The following is a 15,948-nucleotide window of genomic DNA, read 5'->3' as shown; positions in this document are numbered from 1 at the left end:
CCTCTCCCAAATATGTCCGGAGAAGGGGGAGCAGGCGGCGAGCCCTAACTCGCCGCCTGCGTTAGGTTATGGATGATGCACTTCCGCGTGAGCTCCCGGAACTGGCCGTGCCAGCTCCGGGAGCGTAGCTTCTCGCCGTCGTCTTCCTTCAACTGCGAGAAGCCCGTTTCACTCATCCAGCGCTGGTTGTAATCCTCATTCATCCGGGCGTTGTGAGCCTTCTGTAGCGGTGTTTGCTCTCTGTGCTTGATCAGTGGTCGCGTTGAGTTGGAGCGACACTCCTCACGGAGATCGCTCCATGAGTAGTTTGCGTCGGCAGATAACACGCGCAGGTCTTCCGCGTTCCGGCGGAAGACCTGCATCCCAATATGACCGTCCCATGCCTTCTGCGTCGTGAAATGAACGTCCTTGATCGCTAGCGAATTCACGTCGATCAAAATCGTCGTCTTCATCGACTGAAACGAGAAGTCTGCGCGGTCGCGGTAGTGGTAGCTGGTTTGATCGCGTTGAAAGCCGCTTGCGTCAATTGCGGCTTCACCACTCCAGCCCGCCTGCTCCGCCGAAGCGCGGAGCAGGCGGCGGAGTTCACGCATTCGGTACTCCTTTTCCCACCGACAAAACGAGCTGTAGTGCGGTGCGTCGTCAAGATCAAACACGGCGAGGACGCCGGGCATTTCGTTGAGGTAGTCTTCGGTCTCACGGAGACTCTTCTCCAGTTCGACGCGGTACAGGATCAACGCGATCTGCACCCACTCGGCGTACCCGTCCGCGCCGTCCGGCGCGGCGGGTACGTCCGGATCATCAACATGCTGTTTGGCAAGATCTCGACACATCCAAGCAAGCCGTCTGAGCGATGCCATATCGCCAGACGGCGTCCATTTCCGGGTTAATCTAACGGAATATTACAGTAAGAGCGTCTGAGAACGTCGTCACTAGGCGGCAAAACAAGGCAACGTGACCGCAAGCTTCAGATCCCTGCCTTTGTCTGGACATTTGTGTTCGGTTTCGCCGCAGGCGAAAGCCGAACACTCGCCGGGTTCAGACGATCTTACAACTCAACTGCCGATGAGACAATCTCGCCCAGCGGGTTCTATCAGCGGTTGACGCCGACGCTTGCGGAGTACCTCCGCGACCTCGTCGAGCGCGGTCTCGACGAGGTCGCTGTTCCTGATGCTGTTGACGCTGATATCGACCGATTTAGAGACGTGATGATCGCCGATGGAACGGTGTTGCGGTTACATGAGTTTCTTTCAGATCAGTTCGAAGCCCGCCATGAGGAGCAGGCTGGAGCGAAGCTCCACCTGCTCCACAATGCCACAGAGCAGACGATCGAACGGATCGATACTGCTGACGAGAAAACACACGACAGCACCTTGTTCAACACAGGGCCGTGGCTTGAGAATCGCCTCATGCTGTTCGATCTCGCCTACTTCAAGTACCGCCGGTTTGCGCTGATCGACGAGAACGACGGCTACTTCGTGAGTCGGCTGAAGCAGAACGCGAACCCGGTGATTACGGCAGAATTACGGGAATGGCGCGGCCGCGCCATTCCCTTAGAGGGCAAGCAGCTCCGAGCTGTTCTCAACGATCTCGATCGGAAGTACATCGATGTAGAAGTCGAAGTAGAGTTCAAACGAGGGCCGTATAATGGGACGCAGTCGCTAGATACGAAGCGATTTCGCGTCGTCGGCGTCCGCGACGAGGACGCCGACGACTACCACCTGTACATGACGAATTTAGCGAGGAAAGAGTTCTTTCCGGCGGATTTAGCGGAGATCTACCGCTGTCGGTGGGAAGTTGAGTTGCTGTTCCGGGAGCTGAAGACACAGTACGAACTAGACGAGTTCGACACGAGTGACGAACACGTGGTGAGGATCTTATTGTACGCAGCGCTGCTGTCGCTGCTTGTAAGCCGCGATCTGTTGGATCTAGTCACTGAGCAGGCGGATGATGAGCTTGTGTTTCCGACAGAGCGCTGGGCGGCGACCTTTCGGTCGCACGCCCAGCTTTTGCTCCACGAACTCGGTGAGTTCCTCGGCTACTCACCACCGCCGCTGCTCGACCGGCTGATCGAAGACGCTCAAAAGGTCCACAAGCAACGACCAATCTTACAAGAGACACTCGCTACCGCTACACAACCGAGGTGTGAGTCTTAACTGAAGACGGATGGTAAACAGTATAAACGGGAGATCGGGGTGGCATTCACGAACGGATTCGAGAAAGTCCGCCACCAAGTCCCCGAAACTCGGCTCGTCATCCACGTGGAGGACTTGGATGTCCGAAGTCATACCTACTCAACAACTGTCCGATCCGATAAAATTTCATATCTGACATTCAACATACAACAGTAATATAATCAGTGATCTAACTATTCTCCCCCGAATAAATGTCAGTAAGTGAGGTATACGCGCTGTATTCAGCAAAGCGTCGAGAACATATCACCGGCTGAGGATACCAACAGAGCCCACTAGGATTAATTCACATCGACTAGATCGTCGAACAGATGTGTGTCCGCACAATTATTTCACCCTACTGCGCGGTGACGGGAGTTTAAAAAGAAGCAAGTATCTCCTACACAACGAGAGAGCGAATTACGGACATTTTATACCCGTTAACCGGTTATTTACTCGTGGTGGCCATGACGATTCCGTTACCCCCACTGAAACTCGATTTCTACTAATAGATTGTAACGGCTCTGCTGAAGTCCTCAGCAGCCGATCCGATTTCACCGGTTGCGGTCAATACAGGTGAGTCATGAAGCGTTCAGTATAGGTGAAAGCGTACCGGAGTAGCTATCCACCTTTCCGATCCCTCATATCCAGTTCATTGGCCAGTTCGGCTTTGGTGAATCCCGCGACTGCAGAGACTTCAACCGGAGAACTTGTGAGTTTTAACTAAAGGGGAATGACTTAAGATATTGACTGATGAGTTGTTCTGTCCCCCGATGAAGATGTTCTGAGAGAGACTCTTCACTCATCTCTAATTCAGTAGCTAGTTCTTGGATTGTGACTTCCTGCGAGGGACTGTAATAGCCGTTTTCATATGCAGCCACCGTCGCTTTGAGTGTCGCTAACCGTGTCTGTGCCTCACTCGCGGTCAGTGAGCCAGTATAGATCGGCGACCCCGGTTGTATATGACGGCCTCCCTCAGTAAGTGGACCTGTATCCACAGGGGTGAATCCAATATCTTCGATAAGACTCGAAACGACACTTTTAGCCTCATCATCATCCCCCGCGATAAATATCGCAAAACGATCATCCGGATCGGCCTCAAGCCGTTGTCCGTCTCGGAGATTTTCCCAATAAATAGAATTGAATGCCTTGACCACTCTTGAGTCTTCGAGATGATCCGCAATGAGGTCTGTATGTGTCTCCGCTCCGTCGACTAGTCCATCACGCCCCGGATAATAATTTGAGGCACTGATAACGATCTTATCACTGAGAGTGTCCGCAGGGAGAGATTTGTATGCATTAAACGGAATCGCCTCCATAACGACTTCGCCGAAATCGGCTGCTTCAGAGACGGTCCCCGCATGAGCGTTGCTTCCCAGATCGTCAACGAGATCGGTGAGTGTTTCTGGCCCCCGAGAATTGCTGATCATAACCTCGTGGCCTGCTTCAACGAAGTTCTGAGCGGCTGTACTCCCGACATTCCCTGCACCAATCATTCCAATTTTCATCAATGGTCTCCTGTTCCAGCCTATGAGTGGGGACGTGAAAAGCTACCAAGTTAGGAGTCTGGTTGCTACTACCGAGAGTGGAAGTGAGGGAGCAACTTTTCAATCCATACCCGTCTCAATTGAAACCTGAAGTACGTGACTCGCTCCTCCTGTAGTATCCTCAACTGAGGATACTCTTCTCCGGAAGATCTATTACTACGAATTTCGTAGTGTTACTATGAGCGAGAGCAAAGGAAGTCAAGGGTCGAAACAGGGTGAAGGAGTTGATGAGAGTACGCTCTTTTCACTTCTGGGGAAGGCACATACCTTAGCAATCCTTAATGAAGTTGTCACTACAGACAAGCATTCGATCCGCTTCGGCGAACTTCAAGATTCGCTCGAACTTTCGCCGAATACACTCTCTCGACGACTCGATGAACTTGTCGAAGTTGGATTTCTTGAACGTACACAGTACGACGAAATTCCTCCACGAGTAGAATACGAAGAAACAGAGATGGTAAACGATCTCACGCCAGTTTTTCGAGGATTAGAGACATGGATGGAACGGCACGGATCAGATCAACTTGAGTGTTCCTGAGAATCGGTAGTTCATAGAGCCGTTAGCTGAAGCCTGTTCGGAACTCTACGTAATTGAGTGAGACGGCTCTGTTGAATTCCTATTAGAAGTTGTGAACGCAACTGCACAGATTCACTCAATGGGCTGTTCCAAAACCATAACCTCGGCATGACCCTCCAGTTCGACACGGACACCTTGACGGTTACTATCATCTCAGAGGCGAATGGAAACCCGCACATCGAAATTGAATCACATCGATAAGCTCGCACTCTTCAGTGACCAGCCGTTCAGACAATGATCTGTCTGAAGGGTACTGAGGCATCCCGAACGCGGCTATCTACTCTGAAATCTGAAAGTGTTCTATCTCATCTGATCCACACTGGGGACACTCATCTGCGCCCGACGCAAGATTCTCACCGCACTGGCGGCACTCCACGACTACCTCTTTCTCGTCACTGGGCAGTAGCCGAGTAAGTACTGTGCGGATACTCATGGGTTCCGATGTTTTGGTGGCTGTGAATTAATGCTACTGGTGATCGACTTCTCAGGTGATGTTGTGTTTAAAAAGAAGCAAGGATCTTCCAAACAACGAGAGAGTGAATCACGGACAGTTTATACCCGTCAACTGGTTACTTGTCCATGGTGGCCATGACGATCCGTTACCCCCACTGAGCCCCTTGTGACGACGGGTTTCTACCGAGCCACCACTTCCGAGCAGTCCGCACGAGTGACATCTGTGATCGTTCCCAGTGGCCACACGCGGGTGGAGTGAAAGTGAAATTTATCGGGATCACACCGATGCTGTCCGTCGATCTCGATGCGAAACGGGTGGGTGCGAACCGAGTGGCGTTCAGTACGAGGCTGCGCGCTTGTCGAGGCCCGCCTCCTCGATGTCGTCGCCGGCGACTGAGGTTCGAAGCGCGTCCATCCCGTCGTCGCGGTCGGTGTCGAAGTTGCGCGCGTACAGGTCGTCGACGCGGGCGTACTCGGCCTCCGACAGCGGGGGCACGTCGCTCGCGGCGCTCCACGCGGCGAGGTCGTCGCCGTCGCGGAAAGTGGGCGTCACGGAGGCGACTTCGTCGTGTGTGAGCAGCCAGCGGATGGCCGCCTGCGCCATCGTGCGGGTCCCCTCGGCGTGGTTCGGGTCTTCGAGGAAGCGGATCGCCTCCAGCTTCTCCCAGCCGGTCTCGTACCACTCCTTCGGACGGTGCGAGCGGTGGTCGCCGTCTTCGAGGACAGTGTCGGGCGTGACCTGTTCGTTGAGGAGCCCCGATGAGTGCGGCACGCGAGCGATGACGGAGGTGTCCGAATCGGTGGCGCGGATCCTCTCGACGAAGTGCCGACCGGGCTGTTGTTCGAAGAGGTTGAACACGGTCTGAACCGCGTCGAACTCTCCGTATTCGACGGCGGCGTCGCCCTCGGCGATCCAGCCGATGGAGGGACCCAGCGCCCAGCCGAGCGCGCGGACGCGGCCGTCGGCCTTCCACTCGGCGAGGAGGTCGCGGACCTCGGGGGTGACGTCGTCGACGTTCGCGTTGTGGAGCTGGAGCAGGTCGACGTAGTCGGTGTCGAGCCGGTCGAGCGAGCGCTCGAACGCGGTTTCGAGGTAGTCGCGATCGAGTTCCTTGGGAAGCTCGCCGTGGCCGGCCTGCGGGTTGTTGTAGAAGTCGTAGCCGATCTTCGTCGCGAGCGTCACCTCGTCGCGGCGTCCGTCGATCGCCCGCCCGACGATCGCCTCGCTGTCGCCGTGGCCGTATACGTCGCCCGTGTCGACGTAGGTGACGCCGGCGTCGAGCGCGTCCTCGACCATGCCGATCGCCTGTTCGTCCGAGCGGTCGCCCCACCAGTCGGTGCCGACGACCCACGCGCCGAATCCGATCTCCGAGACCTCGACGCCGGAGTTCCCGAGTTCGCGGTGCTGCATACCTCGCCTTCGGGATCGGGACACTTAGCGGGTGCGGTTACTCCCGCGACGCGGTAACGCCGGCTCGCCGAGACGCCGCCGGTGGATGCCGTCCTGTGAATATACGCGTCGCCCGAGCGTGCGTCCTCGCATGGACGAGTCCCTCCACGACGCGCTCGATGCGATCGCCTTCCTGCTCGCGGTGATCGCCGCCGCCGCGCTCGCCGACCTCACCATCCGATACGGCCTCAGGGGTCTCGCGTTCGCGGTGTTGTTCGTACTCGTGCTCACGCTCGTCGGCAGCGCGTTGGGGATCACTCCGGACCGTGACGGATTAATCGACGTCGGCGACTGCCCCTGACATCGCCTTCGCACAACCGAATCCCTTTGAGGGATGGCGACGAAGGTCGGGCGATGACAAAGCGACACGTGTCCCTGCCCGACGGTGCGGAGGCCGGGGTCCGAGGGTTTATCGACGAGGTGGACGATCGACTCTCCTCGGACGAGGACACCTGCGAGGTCGTACGAGACACGCTGATCGACCTCCACGGCGACCGCGAGCGCTGGGAGGCGTGGCGGGACGGCGAGTCGGTCTCGAAGGCCGAACGCGTCCGTCTGCAAGGGTACGATCCGTGTAACGCGACTCTCGAGTCGGAGTACTACGCCGAGAAAGACGAGGACCGCTTCCGGCAGTCGAAGTACCTCCAGTGGCTCTGGCGGCAGTTCGACGCCACGCCGATGGCCGACAACGTCGAGTTCGCGCTCCGCTTCCGTCAGATGCTCGGGGATCACCTCTTCGCCGAGTGCGGGGAGGACTGCCGCTTTTTCAAGGGGATCTCCGTCACCTACGGTCACAACATCGAGATCGGCGACAACGTGGTGATCCACGACGACGTCCACCTCGACGACCGCGGGAAGCTGACGATCGGCGATCGGGCGTCGATTTCGGACGGCGTCCACCTCTACAGCCACGACCACGACCTCGTCGACCAGACCGAGGTCCGCAACTTCCACACGAAAGTCGAGGACGACGCGCGCGTCACCTACGACGCGATGGTCCGCGCGGGCTGCCGGATCGGCGAGAACAGCGTCGTCGGCGCGCGCTCCGTGGTCCAGGGCGACGTGCCCGACCACCACGTCGTCGTCGGCTCCCCCGCGCGCAGCGTCCGGGTGAAGCCGGGCTGGGAAGAGACCGCCGACGAACTGGAGGACGGTCGGCTCCCGGACCGACAGGACGAGCGCGAGATCGAGTACGACCTGCCCGAGGGGATCGACGTGTTCGACGAGTTCGGGCGGGACCGTCGACCACCGAGTCCGAAGCGGTAGCGGGCAGTCGGCGCGATATCTGATGGCCTGTCCGACCGCCGTGTCCGACGACCGCCGCGGGACTCCGCGCCAGACTTCTCCGTGCGTAGTAGACTTCTCCGTGCGTAGTGAGAGACGCGCATGCGTTTCGAGTTGCGTTGGATGGTATCGCTACCGCTCGGGGTGTGGTACCACCCGTCAGTATCGTTATCTCCTCGGAGAGCGTGGTACGAGGTGGTGATACGCACATGACAGGAACACAGATCCTGATGATCGTCGGCGACTTCGGCGAGGACTACGAGATCATGGTGCCGTTTCAGGCGCTCCAGGCGGTCGGCCACGAGGTCCACGCGGTCTGTCCGGAGAAGGGAGCGGACGACAGCGTCAAGACCGCGGTCCACGACTTCCGCGGCGACCAGACGTACCTAGAGACCCGCGGACACGACTTCGCGCTCACTCACGGCTTCGACGAGGTGACCCCCAGCGACTACGACGCCTTGGTCGTCCCCGGCGGACGCGCCCCGGAGTACCTCCGCGGCTACGACGAGGTGCTCGACGCGGTGCGCCACTTCTTCGAGGCGGACAAGCCGGTCGCGTCGATCTGTCACGGCCCGCAGATCCTCGCGGCCGCGGGCGTGCTCGACGGCTACGAGATCACCGCGTACCCCGCAGTCAGACCCGAAGTGGAGGCTGCCGGCTGCTCGTGGGTCGACGAGGTCACCACGGACGGCAACCTCGTCACCGGACAGGCGTGGCCCGACCACCCCGAGTGGATCGCGCAGTTCCTCGACCTCCTCGGCACGGAGATCGACCACGCCTCGGAGGCGGCGACCGCGGACTGACGCCGCGGCCGCGGGATCGGAGCGGTCCCGCGACCGCAGAGACGTTCGCCACCCCGATTTATGGTGTGTGCTGTCGTTACTCGACGTATGACCGAGAACGACGAAGACGGTAGGGCGGATCCGGTCGGTGCGGCCGACGGCGGACGCGACGCCCCCTCGCGGCTCGGACGAGTGCTCCTCGGAATCGGCCTCGCGGCGCAGGCGACAGAAGACTTCCGCGACATGGAAGACACGATCGAGTACGCCGAGTCGGCCGGAGTCCCGCTCCCGGAGGTCGCCGCGCCGTTCGCCTCCGGAGCGATGGTCGCTGCCGGGGCCGGTATCGCGCTCTGGCGGCTCCCACGAGTCGCGACCGGTGCGGCGGTCACGTTCCTCGTCGGCGTGACCGCGACGATGCACGACTTCTGGAACGCCGACGAGGACGACAAGAGCGGAGAGCGGCTCGCCTTCTTCGGTAACCTCGCGATGCTCGGCGGGGCGCTGGTGTTCCTGCGAGAGGCGTACAAGTAGGGCGGCTACCCCGGCCGCACAGTGGATCCGTCGCTCACAGATCGCCCGCGTCGAGCGGGTCTTCGAGCTGTCCCATCACCGCCTCCAGCGCGTCGGTCGCGGTCACCAGGCCGACGATCTCACGGTCGTGCAGGACGAGCGCGAGTTCCTGACCCTCCGCCTGGAACTGATCGAAGGCGTCGCTGACGCTCGTCTCCGCCGCGAGCGTCATCGGCGGGGCGGCGATATCAGCGAACGTCAGGTCGCCCTCCCGGAGGTCCTCGAAACGGCTCACGATCGACGGCGCGTACACGATCCCCTCGAAGTCGGTGAGATCGGCCCCGACGCGCGTGTCTGAAAAGCGCTGAGGAACGGTATCGACGCCGAGTTCGGGGACTACTCGTAGTCCTCGTACGTGGGCCGGCCGGACTCCGGCGGGAACGCGTCGACGGGGACGGTCGTCTCGTCTCCGCTTTCCATGTCTTTCACCGTGTACTCGCCGTTCTCTAAGTCTCGCTCGCCGACGATCACGACCGTCTCGGCGTTGATCGAGTCGGCGTAGCCGAGCTGTGCGCCGAACGAGCGGTCGGAGACGTCCTCTTCGACGACCACGCTGTCGTCGATCGCGCGGAGGTCTCGGGCGACCGCGGCCGCCTCCGCGCGCGTGTCGCCGACCGAGAGGACGTAGTAATCGGTGGTCAGCTCCTCGTCGGGCCAGACGCCGGCGCGCTGACACAGCAACTTGAGCGTGGCGTGACCGGGCGCGACGCCGACGGCGGGCGTCGGCTGGCCGCCGAAGCTCTCGATCAGGTCGTCGTAGCGGCCGCCGCCGAAAACGGAGCGGGACACCTCGCCGGTCGAGTCGAAGCACTCGAAGACGACGCCGGTGTAGTAGTCGAGCCCGCGGGCGGTCGTCAGCGATATCTCACAGAACTCGCCCGCGCCGAAATCGTCGGCGGCCTCGAGCACGTTCCGGAGGTTCTCGACCGCGGCCTCGACGTCCGCGCCGCCCGCCTCGGCGACTGCGTCGAGATCGGCTGGAGAGTCCACGTCAGAGATGAGATCGTCGAACTCGCGGGCGGTGTCGCGAGCGAGCCCGGCGTCCGAGAGGAGTCCGAGGTACTCGCCGTCGTCGACCTTCGCGCGCTTGTCGACCGCGCGGATGGCGGCCGCCGTGTCGACCGCGTCGGGGTCGGCCGCGAGCGCCCGCACGAGCCCACCGAGGATGTCGCGGTGCGAGACGCGGAACTCGAAGTCGTCGCCGGTGAGTCCGAGATCGGTCAGGGCGTCGGCGGCGACCGCGAGCACCTCGGCGTCCGCCTCGGGCGTTGACGACCCGAAGACGTCGATGTTCGTCTGGTAGAACTCGCGGAACCGACCCTGCTGGACCTGTTCGTAGCGCCAGAACGGACGGGTCGACATCCACTTGATCGGCTTCGACAGCTCCTGACCCCTCGCGACGACCATCCGGGCGACGGTGGGAGTGAGTTCCGGCGTCATCGCGACGCCGCGGCCGCCCTTGTCCTCGAAGGCGTACAGCTCGTCGACGATCTCCTCGCCGGACTTGTCGACGTACATGTCGGTCCGTTCGAGTGCCGGCGTCGCGATCTCGCGGAAGCCGTGGCGACCCGCGGCGCCCTCGATCGCGTCGGTCACCGCCCGGCGAGCGGATTGCTCGCCCGGGTAGAAGTCGCGAAATCCTTTCAGTCCGTCGTGCATGGACGCGAGTTCGGCGACCGACCGCTTGAAACCATCCCTTCGAGGCGTCGTCGCGCGGGGAGGCGTCCCCGGCGAGCGTCGTCGCTCAGTCGTCGTCGGTCGCCGCCGCTGGCTTCCGACGGTCGTCGCGCGGCCCGGCGATCTCGACGGCTGGCAGCATGTCGCGGAGGTACCGACCGGTGTGCGAGTCGTCCTCGCGGGCCACCGCCTCCGGCGTCCCGCTGGCGACGAGATCTCCCCCGCCGTCGCCGCCCTCCGGACCGAGGTCGATCACGCGGTCGGCGTTTTTCACGAGGTCGAGTTCGTGTTCGATGACGACGACCGTGTTGCCGCGGTCGACGAGCCGGTGGAGCACGTCGATCAGCTTCCGCTCGTCCTCCTTGTGGAGCCCCGTGGTCGGCTCGTCGAGCAGGTAGAGGGTGTCACCGGTCGCGCGCTTGCCGAGTTCCTCGGCGAGTTTGACGCGCTGGGCCTCCCCGCCCGAAAGCGTGGTGGAGGGCTGGCCGAGCACCATGTAGTCGAGCCCGACGTCCTTGAGCAGCTTCAGTCGCCGTTTGAGCCCCTGGTGGCTCTCGAAGAAGTCGTACGCCTCCTCGACGCTCATGTCGAGCACGTCGGCGATCGTCTTCCCCTTGTACTCCACGTCGAGCGTCTCGTCGTTGTAGCGGGCCCCGCCGCACTCCTCACAGGGGACGTACACGTCCGAGAGGAAGTTCATCTCGATCTTGACGGTCCCCTGGCCGCCGCACTCCTCGCAGCGGCCTCCCTTCACGTTGAACGAGAACCGCCCCTTCTCGTAGCCGCGCCGCTTCGAGAGTTTGGTCTCCGCGAACAGCTCGCGGACGTGGTCGAACACGTCAGTGTACGTCGCGGGGTTCGAGCGCGGCGTCCGCCCGATGGGCGACTGGTCGATGAGCCGCACCGTCTCGATCTGGTCGATCCCCTCGATGGCGTCGTACTCGCCGGGATCGACGCTCGTGTTGTCGTTCATCTCGCGGGCGAGCCCCTTGTAGAGGATGTCGTTGATGAGCGTGGACTTCCCCGAGCCCGACACGCCGGTGACCGCGGTGAGCGTCCCGAGCGGGATCGCCACGTCGAGGTCCGCGAGGTTGTGCTGGCGCGCGCCGCGGACGACGAGTTCGCCGTCCGCGGCGCGGCGCTCTGCGGGCACCGGGATCGACTTCCGACCGGCGAGGTAGTCCGCGGTGATCGACTCGTCGCTCTCGAGCACCTCCTCGAAATCGCCCTGCGCGACGATCTCGCCCCCGCGTTTGCCCGGTCCGGGACCCATGTCGATGATCTCGTCGGCCCGGCGCATCGTCTCCTCGTCGTGTTCGACGACGATCAGGGTGTTCCCGAGGTCGCGCAGGCCGGTGAGCGTGTCGAGCAGCCGGTCGTTGTCGCGCTGGTGGAGCCCGATCGAGGGCTCATCGAGCACGTAGAGGACGCCGACGAGCCCCGATCCCACCTGCGTCGCGAGCCGGATGCGCTGGCTCTCACCGCCCGAAAGCGTCGAGGCCTCGCGGTCGAGTGTGAGGTACTCTAAGCCGACCTCCTCCATGAAGCCGAGCCGCGCGCGGATCTCTTTCAAGATCTCTTCGGCTATCTTCGTGTCGCGCTCGCCGAGCACCGCCTCCAGTCCCTCGAAGTGCGTGCGGGCGTCGGCGATGGACATGCGGTTCACCTCGGTGATCGGCGTGCCCGCGACGAGGACGTGTCGCGACTGCGCTTTCAGCCGCGTGCCGTCGCACTCAGAGCACGTCGTCACGGCCATGTACTCCTCGATGTGGTCGCGAGCGCGCTCGGAGTCGGTCTCCACGTGGCGGCGCTCCAAGTTGGGGATGACGCCCTCGAACCGCTCGGTCTTCTCGCGAGTGCCGTTCTTCGTGGTCCACTCGAAGTGAACGAGTTCGTCGGTGCCGTAGAGGAATTGTCGCCGGATCGACTCGTCGAGCTCCTCGAAGGGGGTCGAAAGCGAGACGCCGAAGTGGTCAGCGACGTTGTCGAGCTGTCGGGAGTAGTAGGTGCGGTCGTAGCTCCACGGCTCGAACACGTGTTTGAGGGGTTTCGAAGGGTCGACGACGACGAGGTCCTCGTCGACTTCCTTCGTCGAGCCGAGCCCCTCACATTCCGGACAGGCGCCGTACGGGCTGTTGAAGGAGAACGACCGCGTCTCGATAGCCGAGAACTGGAACTCTGAGTTGGGGTTTCCGAGTTCTTCGGAGAACTCCACGACGAGCCGGTCGTCGCCGTCGGCGTCCTCGGCGAGCGATCCCGTGGAACGCGCGTTGGAGGCGAAGGGGACGTCCTCCGGCGGGTCGGGGACGATCAGCTTGAGCGCGCCGCCGGCCTCCTCCAGCGCGGTCTCGACGGAGTCCGTGATCCGCGATCTGGCGTCGGGGCTCACTTTCACCCGGTCGACGATCACGTCGATCGTGTGGTCGTAGTTCTGGTCGAGTTCGGGGTCGTCCAAGGTCAGATCGACGGGCTCGCCGTCGACCTCGACGCGGGCGTACCCCTCGCTCACGAGGTCCTCGAAGAGATCCTCGAAGGCCCCCTTCTGGTCGCGGACGACCGGCGCGGCGACCTTCGCGCGGGTCCCCTCGGGTAGTTCGAGGATCTGCGCGACCATGTCCTGTGCGGACTGCTCGCCGACCTCCTCGCCCGTGACGGGGTCGTACTGGACGCCGATCCGGGCGTACAAAAGCCGGAGGTAGTCGTGCAGTTCGGTGACGGTCCCCACGGTCGATCGGGGGTTGTTCGCAGCGTTCTTCTGGTCGATGGAGATGGCGGGAGAAAGTCCCTCGACCGACTCCACCTGCGGTTTGTCCATCTGTCCAAGGAAGTTGCGGGCGTACGCGGACAGCGACTCGATGTAGCGGCGCTGCCCCTCGGCGTAGACGGTGTCGAACGCGAGCGACGACTTCCCCGATCCGGAGAGCCCGGTGACGACGGTGAACTCCTCGCGCGGGATCCGGACGTCGAGGTCCGTGAGGTTGTGTTCCTCCGCGCCGCGGACCTCGATGTAGTCCTTGCTCATTTCACCGTCTCTTGCGGTCGCGCGCGGGAATACTCGTCGGTCGCGGGGAGGGCGTCACGGCGCGTGACGCGTCACCGGCCGACGAACTCCGCCGGCGGCGAGAGGTCGCGACGTCCCCCGAGCGTGACGACGAAGAGGACGCCGACCCCGACGCCGTACGCGATCATCAGCGGCACCGTCGCGAGCAGCATCGTGATCACGTCGGCGGGGGTGAACACCGCCGCGACGAGCATGATGCCGATTATGACCTCGCGCCAGCGTCGGCGGAAGGCCCGGTACGGGACTCCGGCGTTGTTCAGAAGGACCATCGCGATCGGGATGTCGGCGAGGAACCCGATCCCGATCGTCGTGTAGATGACGAGCCAGAGGAAGTCGCTTACTTGGTAGGTGATGATCATGTTCGCCAGCTCCGCGTCCGTGACGAGCCACCCGATGAGCCCGGGAGCGATGTACGCGTAGCCGAGCGCGAAGCCGCCGACGAGGCCGGCACCGAGCGCGCCGGCCCAGAGGTACACCTGGTAGACCCGGCCGGCGACGAACCCCCGCTCGCGGAGCGCGGGCCACACGTAGTAGAGGACCACCGGGAACACGGCGATTATCCCGAGCAGGACGGAGAACTTCACCATGAAGATCAGCGCCTCGACGGGATGGAGCGTGATGATGTTGATCCCGCCGTCTATCTCCGCGGGGACGCGGCGTTCGAGGTCGTTGCGGACCGTCGCGAGCCCGCCGAGGTACAGCCACGTGAACGCGGCCGCCATCACCGCACCGAAGACGGCGACGAGCCGGAACGAGCGCGAGCGCAGCGAGTCGAAGATGAACTTCAGGTCCGTGTAGTAGCCGCCGATGTCGTCTTCCGCCTCTTCTTCCTCGCCGTCCGTGAGTTCCGAGAGGAACGTCGTGCTCGCGCGTGAGGTGCGGTTCTGCATCGCTCCCATGAATCCGCCGTCGTCGCCGGAACCGCCCGCACCGCCACTGCCATCGGAACCGCCCGCACCGCTGTCCGCGCTCCCGTCGGCTCCCGAGTCCCCGTCGTCCGCGTCGGCGACCGCGTCGTACCGGTCAAGAATCGCCTGCGCCTTCTCGGGGTCGTCGTCGTCGATCGCCGCCTGCGCGAGTCCGAGCGACTCCGATTCGTCCATCTGCTCGAAGACGTCGTCGGGGGCGGCGCGGACCCCGGCGGCGTCAAGGTCGCCGACGTCGAGCGCGGTCGGATCACCGTACTGATACCCCGGACTCGTCGTGTCGAGGTCGGCGTAGACGGCCCACAGCGTCGCGACGGCGACGAACGCGAGCGCCCACGCGGCGACGTACGCCCCGGGCGCGGTGGCGGGGTCGGTCCCGATCCCCGCGCCGGGTTCGAGGAACCGCCAGTCGCTGTTGGCAAGCCGGAGGAGGCCGTTGGCGGCCGCGCGACCCCCGTACTCGTAGAACGCGTAGACGAGTCCGCCGCCGAGGACGGCCGCACCGCCGACCACGTTCCAGTGGTTCCGAGCCGCGCCGAGCACGTCGACGCGGTCCGAACTGCGTTGGGCCGTGACGACGAGCTTCGCGAGGTAGAGGCTGAAGCCGTACAGCGCCACGAGCGGGAACGCCCACATCAGCTGCGTGAACGGGTCGGGCGGCGAGAAGACGGCACCGAAGACGAAGATGGCGACCACCGCGTAACGCCACTTGTCTCGGAACGTCTCGTACTGGACGATACCCGAGTAGGACAGCCCGGTGATCAGGAGCGGCATCTGTCCGGCGAGCCCGAATGACAGCGAGAGGAAGACGATGAACTCCGTCCACATCACGATGGAGTAGGTCGGCTGGATGCCGGCCTCCAGCCCGAACCCAGCCAGAAACGAGAACATGATCGGGAAGAAGGCGTAGACGCCGTAGGCGACGCCGACGCCGAAGAGCCCGGCTCCGAGGAGGGCGATCCCGGCGAGCTTCCAGCGCGGAATCGGCGACTGCGGCCACGCGCCGCGGGCGCGAAGCTCGGAGCGGGAGACGTAGATGAGCGGGGGAACGGCGGTGATCGCGCCGACTATCAGCCCGATCTTCGCCTGGAGCAGGATGACCTCGAACGGGGTCGTGGCGATGACGTCGGCCTCGGCGGCAACCGCGGGGGACATGTTCGATTTGGTGACCGTATAAAGGAAGTCCCAGACGAACGTGCGGAGCGCCCAGAACGTCGCGAGGAAGCCGAGGAGGAAGACGATGAACACCTTCTGGAGATCCTTCTGGATCGACCGAAGGAACGCCTTCGCCGACTCGCGGCCCGCCGCGAGCGACTGCTGGGTATCCTCGTCGAGGGCACTCGCCATACGGGAGTCGAAGTCCGTCGCCGTTATCAACCTTTTCGACCGCGTGCGAGTTCCGCGTCGCTCCCGTCGCTCGCGTCTATCCGAAAAGGCCTATAGTCGCCCG

General features: G+C 62.7%; 11 protein-coding genes and 2 pseudogenes. 6 read left to right on the top strand and 7 right to left on the bottom strand.

Going from position 1 to position 15,948, the window contains the following annotated elements; genetic code table 11:
• Positions 1–44: 44 nt before the first annotated feature.
• Positions 45–860, bottom strand: a complete 816-nt coding sequence (locus ACZ45C_RS03535; RefSeq protein ID WP_464374304.1) for an IS5 family transposase — start codon at positions 858–860, stop codon at positions 45–47.
• Between the two features lie 90 nt (positions 861–950).
• Between ACZ45C_RS03535 and ACZ45C_RS03530 the strand changes: the two are divergent.
• Positions 951–2,156: pseudogene (locus tag ACZ45C_RS03530) on the top strand (IS4 family transposase); the annotation flags it as partial.
• Positions 2,157–2,890: 734 nt separating this feature from the next.
• Here the strand turns inward: ACZ45C_RS03530 and ACZ45C_RS03525 are convergent.
• Positions 2,891–3,679, bottom strand: a complete 789-nt coding sequence (locus tag ACZ45C_RS03525) for an NAD(P)-binding domain-containing protein (protein WP_460562711.1) — start codon at positions 3,677–3,679, stop codon at positions 2,891–2,893.
• A gap of 217 nt (positions 3,680–3,896) precedes the next feature.
• Here ACZ45C_RS03525 and ACZ45C_RS03520 point away from each other — a divergent pair, with 217 nt between their 5' ends.
• Positions 3,897–4,256: a winged helix-turn-helix transcriptional regulator gene (locus ACZ45C_RS03520; RefSeq protein WP_460562712.1), complete on the top strand. Its 360-nt coding sequence runs from the start codon at positions 3,897–3,899 to the stop codon at positions 4,254–4,256.
• A gap of 829 nt (positions 4,257–5,085) precedes the next feature.
• Here the strand turns inward: ACZ45C_RS03520 and ACZ45C_RS03515 are convergent.
• Positions 5,086–6,159, bottom strand: a complete 1,074-nt coding sequence (locus ACZ45C_RS03515) for an aldo/keto reductase (RefSeq protein WP_460562713.1) — start codon at positions 6,157–6,159, stop codon at positions 5,086–5,088.
• Between the two features lie 130 nt (positions 6,160–6,289).
• Here ACZ45C_RS03515 and ACZ45C_RS03510 point away from each other — a divergent pair, with 130 nt between their 5' ends.
• From ACZ45C_RS03510 to ACZ45C_RS03495, 4 genes are all read left to right on the top strand, one after another.
• A complete protein-coding gene (locus tag ACZ45C_RS03510; protein WP_460562714.1) occupies positions 6,290–6,499 on the top strand; it encodes a hypothetical protein in 210 nt (69 codons plus the stop codon).
• A gap of 53 nt (positions 6,500–6,552) precedes the next feature.
• Positions 6,553–7,464, top strand: a complete 912-nt coding sequence (locus ACZ45C_RS03505; protein ID WP_460562715.1) for an acyltransferase — start codon at positions 6,553–6,555, stop codon at positions 7,462–7,464.
• A 227-nt stretch (positions 7,465–7,691) separates the two neighbouring features.
• Positions 7,692–8,285 carry a DJ-1/PfpI family protein gene (locus ACZ45C_RS03500; protein ID WP_460562716.1) on the top strand — a complete coding sequence of 198 codons (594 nt, stop codon included), beginning with the start codon at positions 7,692–7,694 and terminating at the stop codon, positions 8,283–8,285.
• 87 nt (positions 8,286–8,372) lie between these two features.
• On the top strand, positions 8,373–8,795 hold the full coding sequence (locus ACZ45C_RS03495) for a DoxX family protein (RefSeq protein WP_460562717.1): 423 nt from the start codon (positions 8,373–8,375) through the stop codon (positions 8,793–8,795).
• Between the two features lie 34 nt (positions 8,796–8,829).
• On the opposite strand, the pseudogene ACZ45C_RS03490 reads toward ACZ45C_RS03495, so the two are convergent.
• The 4 genes and pseudogenes from ACZ45C_RS03490 to ACZ45C_RS03475 all read right to left on the bottom strand — a co-directional run.
• Positions 8,830–9,153 (bottom strand): annotated as a pseudogene (locus tag ACZ45C_RS03490) (CBS domain-containing protein); the annotation flags it as partial.
• A gap of 17 nt (positions 9,154–9,170) precedes the next feature.
• Positions 9,171–10,493, bottom strand: a complete 1,323-nt coding sequence (gene hisS / locus ACZ45C_RS03485; protein WP_460562718.1) for a histidine--tRNA ligase — start codon at positions 10,491–10,493, stop codon at positions 9,171–9,173.
• Between the two features lie 85 nt (positions 10,494–10,578).
• The gene (uvrA, locus tag ACZ45C_RS03480) at positions 10,579–13,533 is read right to left on the bottom strand and encodes an excinuclease ABC subunit UvrA (RefSeq protein WP_460562719.1); all 2,955 of its coding nucleotides are present in this window, start codon (positions 13,531–13,533) and stop codon (positions 10,579–10,581) included.
• A gap of 71 nt (positions 13,534–13,604) precedes the next feature.
• Complete coding sequence (locus ACZ45C_RS03475) at positions 13,605–15,845, bottom strand: twin-arginine translocase subunit TatC (RefSeq protein ID WP_460562720.1); 2,241 nt, start codon at positions 15,843–15,845, stop codon at positions 13,605–13,607.
• Positions 15,846–15,948: the final 103 nt, after the last annotated feature.

It is taken from the genome of Halorubrum pallidum (assembly GCF_055380345.1).
Note: the sequence above shows the minus strand (reverse complement) of the source record. Positions and strands in the feature narration are given on the sequence as shown.